Below are 18,246 nucleotides of genomic sequence, written 5' to 3'. Positions count from 1 at the left end.
CGACTTCGGTCGCTCTTTTTTTTGCTCAAAATAAAGGATTGCGTAATGATTAATAAAATTTTTGCACTTCCGACAATCGAACACATTACCCCTGTCCTCTCCCGCCGTCAGCTTGATGAGCTTGAGATTGTGGTTGTTGATCACCCGCAGGTTAAAGCCTCTTTTGCACTACAGGGCGCACATCTTCTTTCCTGGAAACCCACCGGCGAAGAAGAAGTCCTGTGGTTAAGTAACAATACGCCGTTTAAAACGGGTGTGGCGCTGCGCGGCGGCGTACCGATTTGCTGGCCGTGGTTTGGCCCTGCCGCTCAGCCAGGCCTGCCGTCTCACGGATTTGCCCGTAACCTGCCGTGGAAGCTGAAAGCGCACAACGAAGACGACAACGGTGTGGTGCTGACGTTTGAACTGCTGAGTAATGCTGAAACGCGTCAGCTTTGGCCGCATGAGTTTACGCTGCTAGCGCGCTTCAAAGTGGGCGCTACCTGCGAAATCGAACTGGAAGCCCACGGTGAATTCGAAACCACCTCTGCGCTGCATACCTATTTTAACGTCGGTGACATCGCGGCAGTGAAAGTGAGTGGTCTTGGCGACCGTCTGATCGATAAAGTTAACGATGCGAAAGAGGATGTCCTGGCCGACGGTATCCAGACCTTCCCGGATCGTACCGACCGCGTGTATCTGAACCCGGAAGCGTGCAGCGTCATCCATGACGGTTCGCTGAATCGCAATATCGACGTCGTGCACCATCATCATCTGAATGTTGTTGGCTGGAACCCAGGCCCGGCTCTGTCTGTCAGCATGGGCGACATGCCGGATGATGGGTACAAAACGTTTGTGTGCGTAGAAACCGCTTACGCGACCGTGCCGCAGAAAACCACTGAAGAGAAACCTTCTCGCCTGGCGCAAACGATTCGTGTTGCTAAGCGTTAAGATTTTGCCCGTTGCCTGATGGCGACGGGTGTTTTATCAGGCCTACAGGCACATTTCGTAAGCCTGATAAAATACGTAACATCACGCCATATCCAGCATCGTTTTACTCTGCGGGGCGGGAAAAGCCTTATCTAGCTGTTCCAGCTCGCTGAACGAGAGCGTGATATCCAACGCAGCAGCGTTCTGCTCAACGTGTACGATGCTTGCCGCCTTCGGAATGGCTATTACCCCCGGTTGGCGAATGGCCCACGCCAGCAAAATCTGTGCGGCGCTGGCATTGTGCGCAAGCGCGATCTCACTCACCAGCGCATTGCTAAGCAAATCACTGCATAAACGTCCAGCCTGGGCCAGTGGACTGTAGGCCATGACTGGCATCTGTTGCTGCTGACACCATGGCAGTAAATCATATTCAATGCCGCGTGATGCCAAATGATAGAGCACCTGGTTAGTTGCACACTGTTGGCCCCCCGCCACCTGCCATAGTGCCTGCATATCATCGTAGTCGAGGTTAGATACCCCCCAGTGACGGATTTTCCCCTGGCCGATCAGCGTTTCCATCGCCTCAACCGTTTCTGCAAACGAGTAATTACCCGACCAGTGCAACAAGTAGAGATCCAGATAATCGGTTTTCAGTCGCCGCAGACTCGCTTCGCAGGCCGCGATAGCTTTCTGGCCTCCGGCATTCCAGGGATAAACTTTTGACACCAGAAAAGCGTCATCGCGACGTCCCAACAACGCCTCGCCAACGATCTCTTCCGCTGCACCATCAGCGTACATTTCTGCGGTATCAATAAGTCGTAAACCAAGATCCAACCCCGCCTGCAGCGCGGCCACTTCATCATGACGGCGACTGGCATTCTCGCCCATGTACCACGTTCCCTGCCCGATAGCCGGGAGCATTACCTGTTTTGCAAAAACCACCTGCTTGTCTGTCATCGTCCCCTCCTGTCTTTACGCACCACAATAGCGCAAAGAAACGGGCATCGCTCCATGACGGTGCACAAAATGCACCATCTCTGTCTTGCAGATATTGAACTGGAATATGAAGAGGGACGTAAATAATTAAAAGACATTGAAAATACTAAATAAAAATCCCGAAGATAGGATGTCTTCGGGCTTAAATAAAACATAACCTATCATCAGTATTGGGATTATTTTAAGCGACCTAAATATTTACCCTCTTGCATTGCTTCAATTTTACCATTTTTATACATAATAACAGTAATTAAACCCGCACTATAAGTTTGTGCAGTAGCGGTATTCTCATCATTTGATGCAGGTTTGCCATTAATATATGCAATTCCATCAGCACCACGTTTGAAATCAATACCCATTTTTTTCACATGTACAGATTTAGCGCTGCTGGCATGAACGGGCGCACTGGCTTCGCTGACCATCGTTTTATGTTCATGTTCTAGCTGCTGGCGGTAAGCCTCGCTGATGGCATAAGCAGGCGCAGCAGATGATGCTACCAATACGGCGATAATGATGTATTTTTTCATCGGCAAGACCTTAATCGTTGTTATGCTTTTTGTGATGGTGGGTGTTACCGTCATCAGTGTTATACAGGCTTTGTGCGTTTTCCATAGCCTGCTTTTCCGCTGAGGCGTTGATGGTTGCCTGGCGGTTTTGTTCCGCGATATAGCACGCGTCGCGGCTAATCCCCTTGTTTTGGCAGTCATTCATGCGGGAGGCTTCCGTGGAGCACCCGGCCAGGAGCCCGCCCATTAGAGCTATCATAATTAACTTTTTCATTAAATATCCGATGCGAATAATTTTCTTCGCTGTATTTTAAGAGTTGAGTAATATCTGCAATTCAATATTTAATGTCAATTCTATTTTTCAGATAATTACCTAAAAATCTAAAATAAATTTATTAAGTCACTTTCGAATAAAAGTTAACTTTCATCGTTAAATAAAATAGAAAAACACGTTATCAAAACCAGGTATATACACTAAATCATTCAAATTGCATCAAGGCGGCACGAAAGTGAATGCCTATGAGCTTACTCTGGTAAGTGATTCGGGTGAGTGAACGTAGCCAGCACCAAGGCAGGTTGAAGGATGCCGTATATAAGATAAAAAAATAAAAAGCCCGCATTTCTGCGGGACTAATGTAATTATCTGTTCATCGTTTAGCGAAATCAGAACTTATAGGTAATACCCGTAGAAAGCAGACCCGTCCAGGATTTGTCCACCATCGGGCTGTCGGTTACTTCATCAGACAGGTGGGTATAACGTGCGGTCGCGTACACACTCCAGTCACCAAGGAAGTTGTAGTTTGCGCTAAGTTCAAGGTACGGGCTCCAGCTGCTATTTGGATCGTAGCTGCGCAGACCGCTGCGAGAAGACTCGTGGTGCGATACACCATAGTAGTATTCGTTTTGGTTTTCGCTGTTCCACTCTACGCCGATCCCCGGCGTCAATGTCAGGCCACCGTTGGTGTAGCGGTACAACCACGCCAGATCCCAGACAATGCCATTGCTGTTGTCCAGCGCGTCTCCGGCAAGGCTGGTACGCAAGAAGCCGTATTGCGTATTGTGGACGTAAGACAGACCGGCCATCATGGTGCTCTTACGTTTATCAAGACGACGCAGTTGGCTGTTATCGCTGTCGCCCGGTTTAAAATACATCGGAGACCAGTAGGCCATGACAGACAGTTTATCGGTGTTGTCATTCCACAGATAGTAACCGCCACCCAGACCACGGAACCAGAAGTTCTCGCTGTCATAGGTCACAACAGGTACCGGATAAACGTCATTATCGTATTGTTTATAAGCGTTCTCAACCACACCAACGCCAGCGCCCAGCGTCAGGTTGCTTTCTGCTTGTGCTACGCTGGAAGAGGTGGCAATAAGCACGCCAAGTGCCAGAAGTTTGAGTTTGGTCACAATCCATAATTCCTTATTCAAATGTAAAGCACTCAAAGTGTAACCGTCATTGCGTGATAGCCCAACTATTTTACGTATTCGCTCCATAATGTAACCCACTAATTTCTCAGCGAGTGATGACATTTTGCTTGCATCCTGATGAACAATGCATGAATCCCTCCCCATTTCTTTACATAAGATGTCTATTTTTTGCCGATGAGTTATTGATATGCCATTGAAATTCATTTGCGCACGCAGGCAAGTTTTGCAAATGCCATCTACGCTTAATTTTAGAAGGTGTATCACCGAATACGTTGATCTCCTGACCATCGAAATGGCATGAGAGTTGCTTATTTCTTCAGCAGCGACGTCGTTCAGTTTACCTCTTCAGGGGCCTCTACTATTCATATGAACGGCTCTTAACATGTGCTAAAAAACGAAAGGACGGCATACCATGAATATATTCGATCACTATCGCCAGCGTTATGAAGCGGCCAAGGACGAAGAGTTCACGCTGCAGGAGTTTCTTACCACTTGTCGGCAAGATCGCAGTGCTTATGCCAACGCGGCAGAGCGGCTATTAATGGCTATTGGTGAGCCTGTCATGGTCGATACTGCCCATGAACCTCGACTTTCTCGACTTTTTTCAAACCGGGTAATTGCTCGTTATCCCGCATTTGAAGAGTTTTATGGCATGGAAGACGCGATTGAACAGATTGTCTCTTATCTGAAACACGCGGCTCAGGGGCTGGAAGAGAAGAAGCAGATCCTGTATCTGCTGGGGCCTGTAGGGGGAGGAAAATCATCTCTCGCTGAGCGACTGAAATCGCTGATGCAAAGAGTACCGATTTATGTCCTGAGCGCCAACGGTGAACGCAGCCCGGTTAACGATCATCCGTTATGCCTGTTCAACCCTCAGGAAGATGCGCAGATCCTGGAGAAAGAGTACGGGATCCCTCGCCGCTATCTTGGCACGATTATGTCGCCATGGGCCGCGAAGCGTCTGCATGATTTCGGTGGCGATATTACCAAATTCCGCGTGGTCAAAGTCTGGCCGTCTATTCTGGAACAAATTGCTATCGCCAAAACGGAACCGGGCGATGAGAACAACCAGGATATCTCTGCTCTGGTCGGGAAAGTGGATATTCGCAAACTCGAACACCACGCCCAGAACGATCCGGATGCCTACGGCTATTCCGGCGCACTGTGCCGGGCTAATCAGGGGATCATGGAGTTTGTGGAGATGTTTAAAGCACCGATTAAAGTGCTACATCCTCTGCTGACTGCAACGCAGGAAGGCAACTACAACGGGACAGAAGGCATTTCTGCCCTGCCGTTCAACGGCATTATTCTTGCTCACTCGAACGAATCCGAATGGGTGACGTTCCGTAACAACAAAAACAACGAAGCTTTCCTCGACCGCGTCTACATCGTGAAGGTTCCGTATTGCTTACGCATCTCCGAAGAGATCAAGATCTACGAGAAATTGCTTAACCACAGTGAATTGACTCACGCGCCTTGCGCACCCGGTACGCTGGAAACGCTTTCTCGCTTCACGATTCTTTCGCGTCTGAAAGAGCCAGAAAACTCGAGCATCTACTCGAAGATGCGCGTTTACGATGGCGAAAGCCTGAAGGATACCGATCCGAAAGCGAAATCTTACCAGGAGTATCGGGATTACGCCGGGGTTGATGAAGGGATGAACGGCCTGTCGACGCGCTTTGCGTTTAAGATCCTCTCCCGCGTGTTTAACTTTGATCATGTGGAAGTGGCGGCAAACCCAGTGCACCTGTTCTATGTTCTGGAGCAGCAAATCGAGCGTGAGCAGTTCCCACAGGAGCAGGCTGAACGCTACCTTGAGTTCCTGAAAGGCTATCTGATCCCGAAATATGCTGAATTTATTGGCAAAGAGATCCAGACCGCCTATCTGGAATCCTACTCCGAATACGGACAGAACATTTTTGACCGTTATGTCACCTATGCGGATTTCTGGATCCAGGATCAGGAATATCGCGATCCGGATACTGGTCAACTGTTCGATCGCGAGTCGCTGAATTCGGAGCTGGAAAAAATTGAAAAACCGGCGGGTATCAGCAACCCGAAAGATTTCCGTAACGAGATCGTCAACTTTGTTCTGCGCGCCAGAGCGAATAACAGCGGTCGTAATCCAAACTGGACCAGTTACGAAAAACTGCGCACGGTTATTGAGAAGAAAATGTTCTCGAATACCGAAGAGTTGTTGCCGGTCATTTCGTTTAACGCCAAAACCTCGACTGACGAGCAGAAAAAACACGACGACTTTGTCGATCGGATGATGGAAAAAGGCTACACGCGTAAACAGGTGCGTTTACTGTGCGAATGGTATTTGCGCGTACGTAAATCGTCTTAACTTTCATGCCCGGTGTTGCCGGGCTTATAACGATACTCTGTAGGCCGGATAAGCTTTACGCCATCCGGCATCTACAGAATCTGCGAACAGTTGGCAGTACGGGGGGCATATGACCTGGTTCATAGACCGACGTCTTAACGGCAAAAACAAGAGCACGGTAAACCGTCAGCGCTTCTTACGCCGTTATAAATCGCAAATTAAACAGTCGATCTCCGAGGCCATTAACAAGCGTTCGGTGACTGATGTCGATAGCGGCGAGTCTGTCTCTATCCCGACCGATGATATTAGCGAACCGATGTTTCATCAGGGGCGCGGGGGTCTGCGCCATCGCGTACATCCGGGTAACGACCATTTTGTGCAGAACGACCGTATTGAACGCCCTCAGGGAGGCGGCGGAGGTTCTGGAAGCGGACAAGGCCAGGCCAGCCAGGATGGAGAAGGCCAGGATGAGTTCGTCTTTCAGATTTCAAAAGATGAGTATTTGGATCTGCTGTTTGAGGATTTGGCGCTCCCGAATCTGAAGCAAAATCAGCAACGCCAGTTAACGGAGTACAAAACGCACCGGGCAGGATTTACCTCCAACGGTGTGCCTGCCAATATTAGCGTGGTGCGATCGCTACAAAATTCGCTGGCGCGCCGCACGGCGATGACGGCGGGTAAACGTCGGGAGCTGCATGCGCTTGAAGCCGACCTGGAAACCATCGCCAAAAGTGAACCTGCACAGTTGCTGGAGGAAGAACGATTACGCAAAGAGATTGCCGAACTACGGGCAAAAATCGAACGCGTCCCGTTTATCGACACCTTTGATTTGCGCTACAAGAATTATGAAAAACGGCCCGACCCTTCCAGCCAGGCGGTGATGTTCTGTCTGATGGACGTTTCCGGCTCGATGGATCAGTCGACCAAAGATATGGCCAAGCGGTTTTATATTCTGCTGTATCTGTTCTTAAGCCGCACCTACAAGAACGTCGAAGTGGTTTATATTCGCCACCATACCCAGGCAAAAGAGGTGGACGAGCATGAGTTCTTCTACTCTCAGGAAACTGGGGGAACCATTGTCTCCAGCGCACTGAAGTTGATGGATGAAGTGGTGAAAGATCGCTACGATCCTGCACAGTGGAATATCTATGCGGCACAGGCATCGGACGGTGATAACTGGGCGGATGACTCGCCACTGTGCCATGAAATTCTGGCGAAAAAACTGCTTCCGGTGGTGCGATATTATAGCTATATCGAAATCACCCGCCGTGCGCACCAGACCTTATGGCGTGAGTACGAGCATCTGCAATCAACCTTTGAGAACTTTGCTATGCAGCATATCCGTGATCAGGATGATATCTATCCGGTGTTCCGGGAACTGTTTCATAAGCAAAGCACCACTAGTAGTAATTAAGCGACAATCTCAGCCGGGGCCTGTGCTCCGGCTGATTATATTACGCTTCATCGGGATATTGACATTTTGCAATGGTTTATCCTGTCGCTCCGTTAGAGCGAATGTTGTACATATGGTAAACTCGCCCCTCTAACCTATGGGCTGTAATTCATTATGAAGTTGCATCATAAAGCGCTCAGGCACTTTATCTCCGTCAGCGTTATTGTATTGACATCCTCTTTTCTGATTTACGAACTGATTGCCAGCAACAAGGCAATGAACGCGTATATGCGTTATATCATTGAGAAAGCCGACTCCTCTTTTTTGTATGACAAGTACACCAATCAGAGCATCGCAGCCCATCTGATGCGCAAATTTTCATCGCCCAAAGATCCCGTTTCACTTGAGCAACGGAAAGCGCTTTGCAACGCCTTCGAGAGCGTTAACGGCGCACATGGGCTGAATCTTACCCGTCATCGCTATCTTCCATTGCGCGGTACTTTACAGACCCACTCTTCAAACTGTATCGACCAACTTGATGACATTTTCCTGTTACCCGCCTTCGACCAGGCGGTAAACGTGAATCGTGAGTTGGTCGATTACGGTCATGGATTAGGTACGCTGGAATACAAATTCCGTTATTACATTGATCTAAAAAACAACTACATCTATTTCTACAATCTGGTCAACTCTTACCAGTTCACCATGAATCATTGGTCTTTTTTACAAAAAGGCACGCTGGGAATTAACCAGAATGATATTGACGATATTTTTACTGGCCGAACGGTCATCTCCAGTATTTACGAAGATGACCTCACGCAAGAAAAAGTGATGAGCTTTTTAACACCGGTCTATTTTTCCGGCAAGCTAAAAGGCGTCGTCATGGTGGATATTAATAAAGAGAATTTAAAGCATATTTTTTATACCAACGACCGTCCCCTTGTATGGCGTTACCTTAACGTGACCTTATCTGACATCCACTCAGGTAAAAAAATCGTTATCCACCAAAGCGAGACAGACTTGTTTCAGTATGTTCATTACATTAATGACATACCCGGCGGGTTACGCATCACACTATCACTTGATTTCACGTACTTTATTGTCTCATCGTGGAAGATTTTTGTCTTCTTCCTGTTAGCCACAGCACTACTTCTGAATATGGTCAGGACGCATTTTCGTTTGTATCACAACGTCACGCGTGAAAATATCAGTGATGCCATGACCGGACTCTACAACCGTAAGATTTTAACGCCAACGCTCGAACAGCGTTTGCAGCAACTGGTCAATTCGGGATCGTTGGTAACCTTTGTCGCCATTGATTGTGACAAACTGAAAAAAATTAATGACACGCTGGGTCATCAGGAAGGCGATCGCATAATCACCATTCTGGCTAAAGCTATTCAGGCCTCTATTCGCAAAAGTGACTATGCTATTCGCCTCGGCGGAGACGAGTTCTGTATTATTCTTATCGATTATGCCGTTGATCTCACACCTCGCTTGCTGGAACGTATTCGCAATAACTTACAGATTATTGCACCGGATACATCAATCAGCTTTTCCGCAGGGATTTATAATATGCAACCTAATGACACTATTGATGATGCCTATAAAGCCTCGGACGCCCAGCTCTACCTCAACAAACAGAAAAAGCATCATCGCTCATGATATTGTTGTGTGCAGGATATCTATTGTGGTACCAGGAGTAAGAAATGACTGAAGTAAACAAAGGGAATACAACTCATCAACGTTTGATCTCGTTGTTGTCGGAACACGGCGCAACATACCGCGTGGTCAGCCATGAAGCCGTCGGCAAATGCGAAGCAGTATCAGAGATCCGTGGCACGGCACTAGGTCAGGGAGCAAAAGCCCTGGTATGTAAAGTGAAAGGCAATGGCGTCAATCAACATGTGCTTGCCATTCTGTCTGCCGATCAGCAGGCCGACCTGAGCCAGCTTGCCAGTCATCTTGGCGGTTTAAGGGCATCGCTCGCCAGCCCGGCGGAAGTGGATGAACTGACAGGATGCGTCTTTGGCGCCATTCCTCCTTTCAGTTTCCATCCTCAACTCAAGCTGGTCGCCGACCCGCTGTTGTTTGATCGCTTCGATGAGATCGCTTTTAACGCTGGGATGCTGGAAAAGTCGGTCATTATGGATACCCAGGATTATCTACGCATTGCGCAACCTGAGTTAGTCGCGTTTCGCCGCGCGCAGTAACACAGCCATAACCGCCCCTTACCAGCACAGAAACGCAGCATTATGCGTTCGCCCAAAAAACGTCTTTATCATTAAAAAAAGCCTGTTCCACCACGCGTTTACGCGTACAGTAAGCAGGCTTATCTTTTTTTGGCAAGGAAACTACGATGTTTGATGTCACTCTGCTGATCCTGCTCGGACTGGCAGCTCTGGGCTTTGTCAGCCACAACACCACTGTCGCTGTTTCAATTCTGGTGCTGATCATTGTCCGTGTCACCCCACTGAATACTTTTTTCCCGTGGATTGAAAAACAGGGTCTGACCGTCGGGATTATTATCCTGACCATTGGTGTGATGGCACCAATCGCCAGCGGAACCCTACCGCCCTCCACGCTCATTCACTCCTTCGTGAACTGGAAGTCGCTGGTCGCCATTGCTGTCGGTGTTGTCGTCTCCTGGCTGGGCGGACGCGGTGTCACGCTGATGGGCAGTCAGCCGCAGTTGGTCGCTGGTTTGCTGGTCGGTACGGTGTTGGGTGTCGCGCTGTTTCGCGGTGTTCCTGTGGGGCCGCTCATTGCTGCGGGTCTGGTCTCGCTGATTGTTGGGAAGCAGTAGCCAGATAACGGCCTGGCGTCTGCCCCAGGCCTTTTTTGAACATGGTGATAAATGCGGTCGTCGAATCGTAACCCAGCATATGGGCCACCTGTTGTACATTGCGGCCATCCACCAGCGCCTGTAGCGCCAGAATCAGCTGCAGCTGATGACGCCAGCGGCGAAAACTCAGCCCGGTCTCTTTCACCACCAGCCGGGCAAGATTACGTTCACTCATCGCAAACACGCTGGCCCACTGACCTAAGGTCTGCCATTGCGCGGGCTCCTGCGCCATCGTTGCGACCATCTTGCGAATTTTGGGATGATCGGAAACCGGCAACTGCATCTGCTCCTGCGGCTGTTGCGGGAGCTCATCAAACAACACCTGCGTCAGCCGCTGTGTCGGTGGCTCCAGCCGTTGGGCATCCGTTCTTGTCGCCAGTGAAAGAATAAGCTCCCGGCATAGTGGCGATATTTTCAGCGTGCAGCAACGCTCGGGCATCACCACCGCCTGCGGTTCAATAAACAAAAAACACAGCTCAGCGCCAACGGTGACGTGATTACTGTGGGGAATTTCACCGGGGATCCAAACTGCGTACTCCGGCGGCACCATCCACATGGCGTGCTCAACTTCACAGGTAATAGCGCCATGCAGCGCAAGAATCAGCTGCCCTTTACGGTGCTGATGCAGCGGGCTGAAGAGTTCATCTTCCCGGGCCTGAATGCAAAAAGCCACAGCAGCATCGTGATAACGATCCGGCTCATACCCATCCAGCCTCAGTCCCAGCATAACGTTGTCCGATTTTAGCGATAATCTGTCATTTTAGCTTGATTCATCCATAGTGTAAAAACGGTAAGGTATCGCCTCGCCTGACGATAAGAGAAAAAGATGACATATTCCCCTTCCCCCCGCGGCAAACAAGGTGCTTTGCTGATTGCGGGTATCCTTATGATCGCCACTACACTACGCGTCACTTTTACGGGTGCAGCACCACTACTGGATGCGATTCGCGCGGATTACGCACTGACAACCGCCCAGACAGGACTTCTGACCACCCTGCCGTTGCTGGCCTTCGCGTTAGTTTCCCCCCTCGCGGCAGGCGTTGCCCGCCGATGGGGTATTGAACGCAGCCTGTTTGCTGCCATGCTGCTGATTTGCGCCGGTATCGCCATACGATCGTTACCCTCACCGCTGTTCCTGTTTGCTGGAACTACCGTCATTGGCTGTGGGATAGCATTAGGCAACGTGCTGCTCCCAGGGTTGATTAAGCGCGATTTTTCGCAGCATGTGGCAAAACTCACCGGGGCGTACTCGCTGACGATGGGGGCAGCGGCCGCCATTGGTTCAGCGATCGTGGTACCACTGGCGCTAAACGGATTTGGCTGGCGCGGTGCGTTGATGATGTTGATAGTTTTTCCACTGCTGGCGCTGTTTATCTGGCTACCGCAGTACCGCCATACGGCCCATGCCACGATAAGTAACTCGCGCGCTCTGCATTCCCGCGCAATTTGGCGCTCCAGCCTCGCCTGGCAGGTGACGCTGTTTTTGGGGATCAACTCACTCGTTTATTACGTGATTATCGGCTGGCTGCCCGCCATTTTAATTAGTCATGGCTACAGCGAGGCGCAGGCCGGATCGCTGCACGGTTTACTGCAACTCGCTACTGCCATACCTGGCTTATTGATCCCCTTAATCTTGTTTAAATTTAAGGATCAGCGCGCCATCGCTGCACTGGTCTCGATGATGTGTGCAATTGCAGCCGCAGGCTTCTGGCTGTTGCCCAACCAGGCCGTGCTGTGGACGATTTTGTTTGGCTTTGGCTCAGGTGCGACGATGATCCTTGGACTGACGTTCATCGGGCTTCGCGCCAACTCTGCACACCAGGCTGCCGCGCTGTCAGGTATGGCGCAGTCGGTAGGATATTTACTGGCGGCGTGTGGACCTCCGTTAATGGGCAAGATTCATGACCTCAACGGAAGCTGGCAGATACCGTTGACTGCCGTCGCCCTGTTAGCCACGCTGATGGCCGTATTCGGCCTTTATGCCGGACGTAACCGTGAGATAACCACGCCATAAGCTAGCGGGCAGGCATAGTATAAACCTGCCCGTTTTTTATCCGCGCGCCGCGCGCAACATCGCCTGAACAAGCGGAGCGGGTTTTCCCGCCAGTGCCGCGCGCTCATGCTGAAAAAGCGTGGCAACATAAAAAGGATGCGTCACCAGTTCAATGGCGCGAATATCCCCCGCTTCATCCCAGCCCGTCACGCGTAAATCACCGCGTTCAAGTTCGGTGGCAAAGGCTGCCGACACGCCGTAGTTGCAGTGATAGCCTTCAGATATCACCTCCTGCCCGTAAGCTTTGGCGATCAGCGTATTCGCCCGCAGTTCGATATCGTCCGTTTTTTCTACCAGCGAGCAGCTCAACGACGCAATCACCATGCGGCCTTCTGTATCCGTTTCTGCGTGTGCGGCATCGTGCCAGCCCATCACGTTGCGGGCATATTCGAGGATGGCATGCTGAAAACCACCGCAGGTGCCGAGGAAGGGAATACTATTTTCACGGGCATAACGAATCGCCGTCAGCGCACCTTCAGTATGTTGATACGGACTGCCGGGCACCACCCAGACAGCATCATAGCCAACCAGGTCCTCACCGCTGCTAATATCTGGTGTGGTTAGCCAGTCATAATCCGCCATTAATTCCAGCACGGCAGCAGCGTCATCGATGGCAAGAGGAATCGCCTGGTGCGCGACAATGTCGGGGTTATAATCGCCGACCAGCGCAATGCGAAGCGTATTTTTTACAGGGGAAATATCCATGAGAGTATCCTTGTGTCCAGACAATAAGGGACAACATAAGGAGCCTCACCCTACCGATATTTTGTTGTTTTCACAATCCCTTAAATTGGGAGTCAGTACAGGTAAAATGCTACAATGGCCACGTTTTGCAAACTTATTTAGCCGCAATGAAGACGTTGACGAGTCTCCGTTCGGTGACCTAATGGAGCGGATTGAGACATGAATATTCAGTGTAAACGCGTGTATGACCCGGCGGAACAAAGTGATGGTTATCGCGTTCTGGTCGACAGACTGTGGCCTCGCGGGGTAAAAAAAACCGATCTGAATGTCGATGAGTGGAACAAAGCCCTCACGCCCTCATCCGAACTACGTAAAGCATTCCACGCTGAACTCATTGATTTCAAAAATTTCTCAGAGCAATACCGCGCAGAACTCTCGCAGCAGCAGCAGGAAGGGAAACGGCTTGCTGACATCGCACGTCAGCAGACCGTTACGCTGCTGTATGCAGCAAAAAATACGCAGCAAAACCACGCCCTCGTGCTGGCTGAGTGGTTACGTCAATGGTGACAGGTAATCACTGGCCTTTAGCCGGGTGATCTCTGCGCCACAGCGTCCATTCGTCAATCACTTCCCCACCAGGGAGTTTGCAGTCAGAACGTACGCCTTGCGGCGTTTGCACCGCAATCAACGATCCCCCCTTTTGCTGACAATAGACGGATGCCGGATTCGCCATCCCCACTTTCGGTGGCATTGGCGCATCAGGTTGCGTCGAACATCCCGCCAGCATTAGTATGCCTGACAACACAATAAACACAGATTTCATGACCACTCCTGCTAATAATGTTATTACGGCAGATTACCCCGACTGCCCGCGTATCTCCATGTTTTACTAATGTGTTTTTATTTCACGTTTACATTTTGAGCAACACGGCGTGTTTCATCTTTCACAGTGATGTTTTATCATGCTGACATCACCGCTATTGTTACCACTCAGGAGTATTTACATCTCATGCCAGACATGATCCTCGCCAGAGTCTCACAATCATTAGCCACCGATCAGTCTGTTGAAAGTCTGGTTCGGCAACTTCTGGAGATGCTGGAGGTGGTAACTGACATGGAGTCGACTTATTTAACCAAAGTCGATTTAGATGCCCGCCTGCAGCATATTCTGTATGCCCGTAACAGTCGGCAGATGCAGATCCCTGAAGGGCTCTCGGTACCGTGGGATGAGACATTGTGCAAACGCGCAATCGAAGAAAACTGCCTGTACAGTGATAATGTCCCCGCCCGCTGGCCAGACTGCACCGCCGCACGCGCACTGGAAATTACCACTTTTTTAAGCACGCCGGTTCATCTGCCTGATGGTACGTTCTACGGCACACTTTGTGCTACCAGTCGACAGCAGCAGGCGTTGAGCCAGCGAGGAGAACAGGTCCTGCATCTGTTTGCAGGTCTGATCGCGCAGTCTATTCAAAAAGAGTCTCTGGTTGCGCAATTACGTCAAGCGAATGCTGCGTTGATTGCACATTCCTACACTGACGCACTTACCGGATTACCGAATCGTCGGGCAATTTTTGAAAATATGGAAACACTCTTCTCTCTTGCCCGACATGTGCAACAAAAGATCATCCTCGCCTATATCGATTTAGATGATTTCAAGCTGATCAATGACCGTTTTGGCCATAAAGTTGGCGATCAGTTCCTGATCCAGGTGGGTCAACGTTTACGCCGTGGATGTCGTGAAAATGATATTCTCGGACGTCTGGGCGGCGACGAATTTTTGGTTGCTGGCCTGTCGCAACCGAGCGAAACCGATCGGCACGCGCGCCTGCAGAGCGTGAAAAAGCAGTTGCAACAGCAAATATGCGGGGACTATCAGCTAGGCGCAATCTGTCTGTTTTATCCTGGTGCCAGCCTGGGCGTTATTGAAGTCGATCCGCGAGAAACGGATTTACACTGTGCGCTTCATGATGCGGACAGCGCGATGTATCGGGATAAAAAGCGTCAGGACAAAACCACTTTTGTCACACATTAAGCCCTGTTATTCTGGTTTATCTTTAAATAACGTTGGCTGGTGAAACCATGCGGATTGGTATTATTTTTCCTGTCATTATCTTCATTTCCGCTGTTGTTTTCTTATCCTGGTTCTTTATTGGCGGCTATGCCGCGCCGGGAGCATAAGAATGAAAAAAACAACGCTCATTATGATTGGTGTCGCCATCATTGTGGTGCTGGGAACCGAATTGGGTTGGTGGTAACAAAAAAATGAAGGCCACGCAAAGTGGCCTCTATTCAGCATACGTTTTTATCTAGCTTTTGACTTTTCTGTAGATAAACAGAACAACGATCGCACCGATAATCGCCACGACAAAACTGCCAAAGTTGAAACCATCAACTTTACCAAAGCCAAACAATGTACTGATCCAGCCACCAACGACAGCACCGATAACCCCTAAAATAATGGTCATAAAGAATCCGCCGCCATCTTTACCTGGCATAATCCATTTTGCCAAAATCCCTGCGATAAGACCGAAAATAATCCATGAAAGTATGCCCATTTGTTTCCTCACTTATGTTTTTACGTGAACGATTTACTCGCTGTGTAAAAGCATAGCATAGACCTGAAAAATTAAAATTTGTGATCACCATCACTTTGTATTTTCATCTTTTTCTGATGTTTCATGGGATTAATCCTCCCCAAAAGGCGATTTTTTCTGACGTTTATCGTCATTAATGTCGTTTCGTCAGTCACTATGCGATCAATTTTATCGCCAAACCCTGCCGTAACTGCGTTTTCACTTCTGGCACACTTTATGCTTTAACCGCCCGTCACTACGACACATCGTAGCCCATGACATGTTCACGTGGCTGCGTCTACAATTCGCGCTATTTCAGCATTTAACAGGTCTGTTATTGATGAAAAAAATCACCAGTGTATGCCCGTACTGTGGGGCTGGGTGCAAGCTCAAGCTTGTTGTTGAAAATAACAAAATCATCCGCGCCGAAGCCGCAGAGGGTGTAACGAACCAAAATCAGTTATGCCTGAAAGGCTACTATGGTTGGGATTTTCTTAACGACACGAGGCTCCTGACGCCCCGTCTGACTCGCCCGCTGATCCGTTATGAAAAAGGGGGGAAATTCACACCCGTCAGTTGGGATGAGGCCATTCGTTACACCGCAAAACGCTTATCCGACATCAAAAACACCTTTGGTCCTCGGGCCATCATGACGACAGGCTCTTCCCGTGGAACAGGGAATGAGACCAACTACGTGATGCAAAAATTTGCGCGTGGTGTACTCAACACCAACAATGTTGATTGCTGTGCCCGCGTATGTCACGGCCCTTCCGTTGCTGGCTTGCAGGAAACCTTAGGCAATGGCGCAATGAGTAACTCCATCAGCGACATTGAAAACTCCAAATGCCTGCTTATCTTTGGCTATAACTGCGCGGACTCTCATCCGATTGTCGCCCGCCGGGTCATCAAGGCTCGCCAAAATGGCGCTAAAATCATTGTCTGCGATCCCCGCCGCATTGAAACAGCGCGCATTGCTGACCAGCATCTGCAATTAAAAAATGGCTGTAATATGGCGCTGGTCAACGCCTTTGGCCACGTGCTAATTGAAGAGCAACTCTACGATCGTGAATATGTGCAAAAACACGTCGAAGGCCTGGAAACCTACTGGGAAACCGTAAAGGACTATGCGCCAGAAGCCGTTGAACATCTTACCGGGGTTACCGCTCAGCAGGTGCGACAGGCAATGCGCACCTTTGCCGCCGCACCTTCCGCCACGGTAATGTGGGGAATGGGCGTGACGCAGTTTGGACAGGCTGTCGACGTCGTGCGTGGTTTATCGAGCCTTGCCCTACTGACCGGGAATTTGGGGCGACCTAACGTCGGCGTAGGTCCAGTACGCGGACAGAATAATGTGCAGGGCGCATGCGACATGGGCGTTCTCCCCAATCAGTTTCCGGGTTATCAGGACGTCACCGACCCTGCGGTTCGGGAGAAATTTGCCAAAGCCTGGGGGATTGATGTCAACCTGATGGATGACAAGGTCGGCACGCGCATCACAGAAGTTCCCCATCTGGCCATAGAAGGCAAAGTTAAAGCCTACTACATCATGGGAGAAGATCCGCTGCAGACCGAAGCCGATTTGGGTCTGGTTCGTGAGGGGTTCAACGCGCTCGATTTTATCGTGGTGCAGGATATCTTCATGACCAAGACCGCAGAAATGGCCGACGTTATCCTGCCAGCGACCTCATGGGGTGAACACGGCGGTGTCTTTACCTGCGCCGATCGCGGTTTCCAGCGTTTTGAGAAAGCGATCGACCCCACCGGGGATGTGAAACGCGACTGGGAGATTATCAGCCTGCTGGCAACCGAAATGGGCTATCCGATGCAGTATCAAAACAACCAGCAAATCTGGGATGAAATGCGCGAGTTGTGCCCGCTGTTCTACGGCGTAACCTACGAAAAAATGGGCGATATGGGCCATATTCAGTGGCCTTGTCCGGATCTCGATCACCCAGGCACACCGTATCTTTATGCCCACAGCCAGTTTGATACTGCCAACGGCAAAGGCAAACTGTTTGCCGCGCAATGGCGTGCGCCTGCGGAAATACCTGATGAAGAATATCCGATGGTGCTCTGTACCGTGCGCGAAGTGGGGCATTACTCCTGTCGTTCCATGACCGGCAACTGTGCGGCGCTGCAGGCGCTGGCAGATGAACCGGGCTATGTGCAGATCAATACTCAGGATGCAGCCAAACTGGGGATCCGTCATCGCGATCTGGTATGGGTGAGTTCGCGTCGCGGGAAAGTGATCAGCCGTGCCGATGTCTCCGAGCGTATCAATAGCGGAACGGTATATATGACCTATCAGTGGTGGATTGGCGCATGTAACGAGCTCACCCAGGATAACCTCGATCCGATATCGAAAACACCGGAAACAAAGTATTGCGCGGTGAATATCGAACACATTACCGATCAAGGCTGGGCGGAGAAGTATGCTGCACAATCGTACAGCGAGATGAAATCACGTTTATGTGAGGCCATTGCGTAAGCAACAACCACCGCAGCCTGAGTCTTGTATCGCGGACTC

The 18,246-nt window shown here is 50.1% G+C and carries 20 protein-coding genes; 12 read left to right on the top strand and 8 right to left on the bottom strand.

Translation table 11 applies throughout. The features are described 5' to 3' along the window. The first annotated feature begins 45 nt into the window (after positions 1 to 45). Entirely contained in the window at positions 46 to 930 is an 885-nt protein-coding gene (locus E4Z61_RS03565; protein ID WP_135321561.1) for a D-hexose-6-phosphate mutarotase, read from the top strand. An 81-nt stretch (positions 931 to 1,011) separates the two neighbouring features. On the opposite strand, the gene E4Z61_RS03560 is transcribed toward E4Z61_RS03565, so the two are convergent. The 4 genes from E4Z61_RS03560 to E4Z61_RS03550 all read right to left on the bottom strand — a co-directional run bounded on the left by E4Z61_RS03560 (position 1,012) and on the right by E4Z61_RS03550 (position 3,821). Then, positions 1,012 to 1,866 (bottom strand): aldo/keto reductase, encoded by an 855-nt coding sequence (locus tag E4Z61_RS03560; RefSeq protein WP_135321560.1) that lies wholly within the window; start codon positions 1,864 to 1,866, stop codon positions 1,012 to 1,014. Between the two features lie 215 nt (positions 1,867 to 2,081). Next, positions 2,082 to 2,432, bottom strand: a complete 351-nt coding sequence (locus E4Z61_RS03555) for a hypothetical protein (protein WP_135321559.1) — start codon at positions 2,430 to 2,432, stop codon at positions 2,082 to 2,084. 10 nt (positions 2,433 to 2,442) lie between these two features. Then, complete coding sequence (locus E4Z61_RS23815; RefSeq protein WP_167817516.1) at positions 2,443 to 2,616, bottom strand: hypothetical protein; 174 nt, start codon at positions 2,614 to 2,616, stop codon at positions 2,443 to 2,445. 458 nt (positions 2,617 to 3,074) lie between these two features. Beyond that, positions 3,075 to 3,821 (bottom strand): MipA/OmpV family protein, encoded by a 747-nt coding sequence (locus E4Z61_RS03550; RefSeq protein ID WP_135321558.1) that lies wholly within the window; start codon positions 3,819 to 3,821, stop codon positions 3,075 to 3,077. A gap of 433 nt (positions 3,822 to 4,254) precedes the next feature. Between E4Z61_RS03550 and yeaG the strand changes: the two genes are divergently transcribed. From yeaG to E4Z61_RS03525, 5 genes are all read left to right on the top strand, one after another. Then, entirely contained in the window at positions 4,255 to 6,189 is a 1,935-nt protein-coding gene (gene yeaG / locus E4Z61_RS03545) for a protein kinase YeaG (RefSeq protein WP_135321557.1), read from the top strand. A gap of 109 nt (positions 6,190 to 6,298) precedes the next feature. Beyond that, positions 6,299 to 7,582, top strand: a complete 1,284-nt coding sequence (locus E4Z61_RS03540) for a YeaH/YhbH family protein (protein ID WP_135321556.1) — start codon at positions 6,299 to 6,301, stop codon at positions 7,580 to 7,582. Positions 7,583 to 7,735: 153 nt separating this feature from the next. Then, entirely contained in the window at positions 7,736 to 9,226 is a 1,491-nt protein-coding gene (dgcJ, locus tag E4Z61_RS03535) for a diguanylate cyclase DgcJ (protein WP_135321555.1), read from the top strand. Positions 9,227 to 9,270: 44 nt separating this feature from the next. Then, complete coding sequence (locus E4Z61_RS03530; RefSeq protein WP_135321554.1) at positions 9,271 to 9,774, top strand: YbaK/prolyl-tRNA synthetase associated domain-containing protein; 504 nt, start codon at positions 9,271 to 9,273, stop codon at positions 9,772 to 9,774. Positions 9,775 to 9,920: 146 nt separating this feature from the next. Further along, entirely contained in the window at positions 9,921 to 10,367 is a 447-nt protein-coding gene (locus E4Z61_RS03525) for a DUF441 domain-containing protein (RefSeq protein WP_042308914.1), read from the top strand. Here the strand turns inward: E4Z61_RS03525 and E4Z61_RS03520 are convergent. Next, on the bottom strand, positions 10,324 to 11,133 hold the full coding sequence (locus E4Z61_RS03520; protein WP_135321553.1) for an AraC family transcriptional regulator: 810 nt from the start codon (positions 11,131 to 11,133) through the stop codon (positions 10,324 to 10,326). The two genes, E4Z61_RS03525 and E4Z61_RS03520, sit on opposite strands and share 44 nt — an antisense overlap. A gap of 99 nt (positions 11,134 to 11,232) precedes the next feature. Between E4Z61_RS03520 and E4Z61_RS03515 the strand changes: the two genes are divergently transcribed. Further along, positions 11,233 to 12,420 (top strand): CynX/NimT family MFS transporter, encoded by a 1,188-nt coding sequence (locus E4Z61_RS03515; protein WP_135321552.1) that lies wholly within the window; start codon positions 11,233 to 11,235, stop codon positions 12,418 to 12,420. Positions 12,421 to 12,456: 36 nt separating this feature from the next. Here E4Z61_RS03515 and E4Z61_RS03510 read toward each other — a convergent pair whose 3' ends face one another. Continuing rightward, complete coding sequence (locus tag E4Z61_RS03510; protein ID WP_135321551.1) at positions 12,457 to 13,164, bottom strand: CTP synthase C-terminal region-related (seleno)protein; 708 nt, start codon at positions 13,162 to 13,164, stop codon at positions 12,457 to 12,459. A 198-nt stretch (positions 13,165 to 13,362) separates the two neighbouring features. On the opposite strand from E4Z61_RS03510, the gene E4Z61_RS03505 reads away from it, so the two are divergent. Continuing rightward, on the top strand, positions 13,363 to 13,710 hold the full coding sequence (locus E4Z61_RS03505; RefSeq protein WP_135321550.1) for a DUF488 domain-containing protein: 348 nt from the start codon (positions 13,363 to 13,365) through the stop codon (positions 13,708 to 13,710). A gap of 7 nt (positions 13,711 to 13,717) precedes the next feature. Here E4Z61_RS03505 and E4Z61_RS03500 read toward each other — a convergent pair whose 3' ends face one another. Beyond that, entirely contained in the window at positions 13,718 to 13,966 is a 249-nt protein-coding gene (locus tag E4Z61_RS03500; RefSeq protein WP_135321549.1) for a putative hemolysin, read from the bottom strand. 186 nt (positions 13,967 to 14,152) lie between these two features. Here E4Z61_RS03500 and E4Z61_RS03495 point away from each other — a divergent pair, with 186 nt between their 5' ends. The 3 genes from E4Z61_RS03495 to yoaJ are packed head-to-tail and all read left to right on the top strand — an operon-like array spanning position 14,153 to position 15,401. Beyond that, on the top strand, positions 14,153 to 15,178 hold the full coding sequence (locus E4Z61_RS03495) for a sensor domain-containing diguanylate cyclase (RefSeq protein ID WP_135321548.1): 1,026 nt from the start codon (positions 14,153 to 14,155) through the stop codon (positions 15,176 to 15,178). 47 nt (positions 15,179 to 15,225) lie between these two features. Next, complete coding sequence (locus E4Z61_RS03490; RefSeq protein WP_096757327.1) at positions 15,226 to 15,324, top strand: YoaK family small membrane protein; 99 nt, start codon at positions 15,226 to 15,228, stop codon at positions 15,322 to 15,324. A 2-nt stretch (positions 15,325 to 15,326) separates the two neighbouring features. After that, positions 15,327 to 15,401, top strand: coding sequence for a protein YoaJ (gene yoaJ / locus E4Z61_RS03485; protein WP_099530266.1), 75 nt, complete (start codon positions 15,327 to 15,329; stop codon positions 15,399 to 15,401). A gap of 51 nt (positions 15,402 to 15,452) precedes the next feature. Here yoaJ and E4Z61_RS03480 read toward each other — a convergent pair whose 3' ends face one another. Then, positions 15,453 to 15,701: a GlsB/YeaQ/YmgE family stress response membrane protein gene (locus tag E4Z61_RS03480; RefSeq protein ID WP_135321547.1), complete on the bottom strand. Its 249-nt coding sequence runs from the start codon at positions 15,699 to 15,701 to the stop codon at positions 15,453 to 15,455. Between the two features lie 358 nt (positions 15,702 to 16,059). Here E4Z61_RS03480 and fdhF point away from each other — a divergent pair, with 358 nt between their 5' ends. After that, positions 16,060 to 18,207 (top strand): formate dehydrogenase subunit alpha, encoded by a 2,148-nt coding sequence (fdhF, locus tag E4Z61_RS03475; protein ID WP_135321546.1) that lies wholly within the window; start codon positions 16,060 to 16,062, stop codon positions 18,205 to 18,207. Positions 18,208 to 18,246 lie beyond the last annotated feature (39 nt).

Source organism: Citrobacter tructae (assembly GCF_004684345.1).
GTDB classification, from domain to species: domain Bacteria; phylum Pseudomonadota; class Gammaproteobacteria; order Enterobacterales; family Enterobacteriaceae; genus Citrobacter; species Citrobacter tructae.
The sequence above is the reverse complement of the archived record's forward strand: the minus strand, read 5'-3'. Positions and strand labels throughout refer to the sequence as shown.

Excerpts from the sequence above, each read along its gene's own strand:
- E4Z61_RS03565 (WP_135321561.1), top strand. The coding sequence starts at position 46 with ATGATTAATAAAATTTTTGCACTTCCGACAATCGAACACATTACCCCT.
- E4Z61_RS03560 (WP_135321560.1), bottom strand. The coding sequence starts at position 1,866 with ATGACAGACAAGCAGGTGGTTTTTGCAAAACAGGTAATGCTCCCGGCT.
- E4Z61_RS03555 (WP_135321559.1), bottom strand. The coding sequence starts at position 2,432 with ATGAAAAAATACATCATTATCGCCGTATTGGTAGCATCATCTGCTGCG.
- E4Z61_RS23815 (WP_167817516.1), bottom strand. The coding sequence starts at position 2,616 with ATGAATGACTGCCAAAACAAGGGGATTAGCCGCGACGCGTGCTATATC.
- yeaG (WP_135321557.1), top strand. The coding sequence starts at position 4,255 with ATGAATATATTCGATCACTATCGCCAGCGTTATGAAGCGGCCAAGGAC.
- E4Z61_RS03540 (WP_135321556.1), top strand. The coding sequence starts at position 6,299 with ATGACCTGGTTCATAGACCGACGTCTTAACGGCAAAAACAAGAGCACG.
- dgcJ (WP_135321555.1), top strand. The coding sequence starts at position 7,736 with ATGAAGTTGCATCATAAAGCGCTCAGGCACTTTATCTCCGTCAGCGTT.
- E4Z61_RS03530 (WP_135321554.1), top strand. The coding sequence starts at position 9,271 with ATGACTGAAGTAAACAAAGGGAATACAACTCATCAACGTTTGATCTCG.
- E4Z61_RS03525 (WP_042308914.1), top strand. The coding sequence starts at position 9,921 with ATGTTTGATGTCACTCTGCTGATCCTGCTCGGACTGGCAGCTCTGGGC.
- E4Z61_RS03520 (WP_135321553.1), bottom strand. The coding sequence starts at position 11,133 with ATGCTGGGACTGAGGCTGGATGGGTATGAGCCGGATCGTTATCACGAT.
- E4Z61_RS03515 (WP_135321552.1), top strand. The coding sequence starts at position 11,233 with ATGACATATTCCCCTTCCCCCCGCGGCAAACAAGGTGCTTTGCTGATT.
- E4Z61_RS03510 (WP_135321551.1), bottom strand. The coding sequence starts at position 13,164 with ATGGATATTTCCCCTGTAAAAAATACGCTTCGCATTGCGCTGGTCGGC.
- E4Z61_RS03505 (WP_135321550.1), top strand. The coding sequence starts at position 13,363 with ATGAATATTCAGTGTAAACGCGTGTATGACCCGGCGGAACAAAGTGAT.
- E4Z61_RS03500 (WP_135321549.1), bottom strand. The coding sequence starts at position 13,966 with ATGAAATCTGTGTTTATTGTGTTGTCAGGCATACTAATGCTGGCGGGA.
- E4Z61_RS03495 (WP_135321548.1), top strand. The coding sequence starts at position 14,153 with ATGCCAGACATGATCCTCGCCAGAGTCTCACAATCATTAGCCACCGAT.
- E4Z61_RS03490 (WP_096757327.1), top strand. The coding sequence starts at position 15,226 with ATGCGGATTGGTATTATTTTTCCTGTCATTATCTTCATTTCCGCTGTT.
- E4Z61_RS03480 (WP_135321547.1), bottom strand. The coding sequence starts at position 15,701 with ATGGGCATACTTTCATGGATTATTTTCGGTCTTATCGCAGGGATTTTG.
- fdhF (WP_135321546.1), top strand. The coding sequence starts at position 16,060 with ATGAAAAAAATCACCAGTGTATGCCCGTACTGTGGGGCTGGGTGCAAG.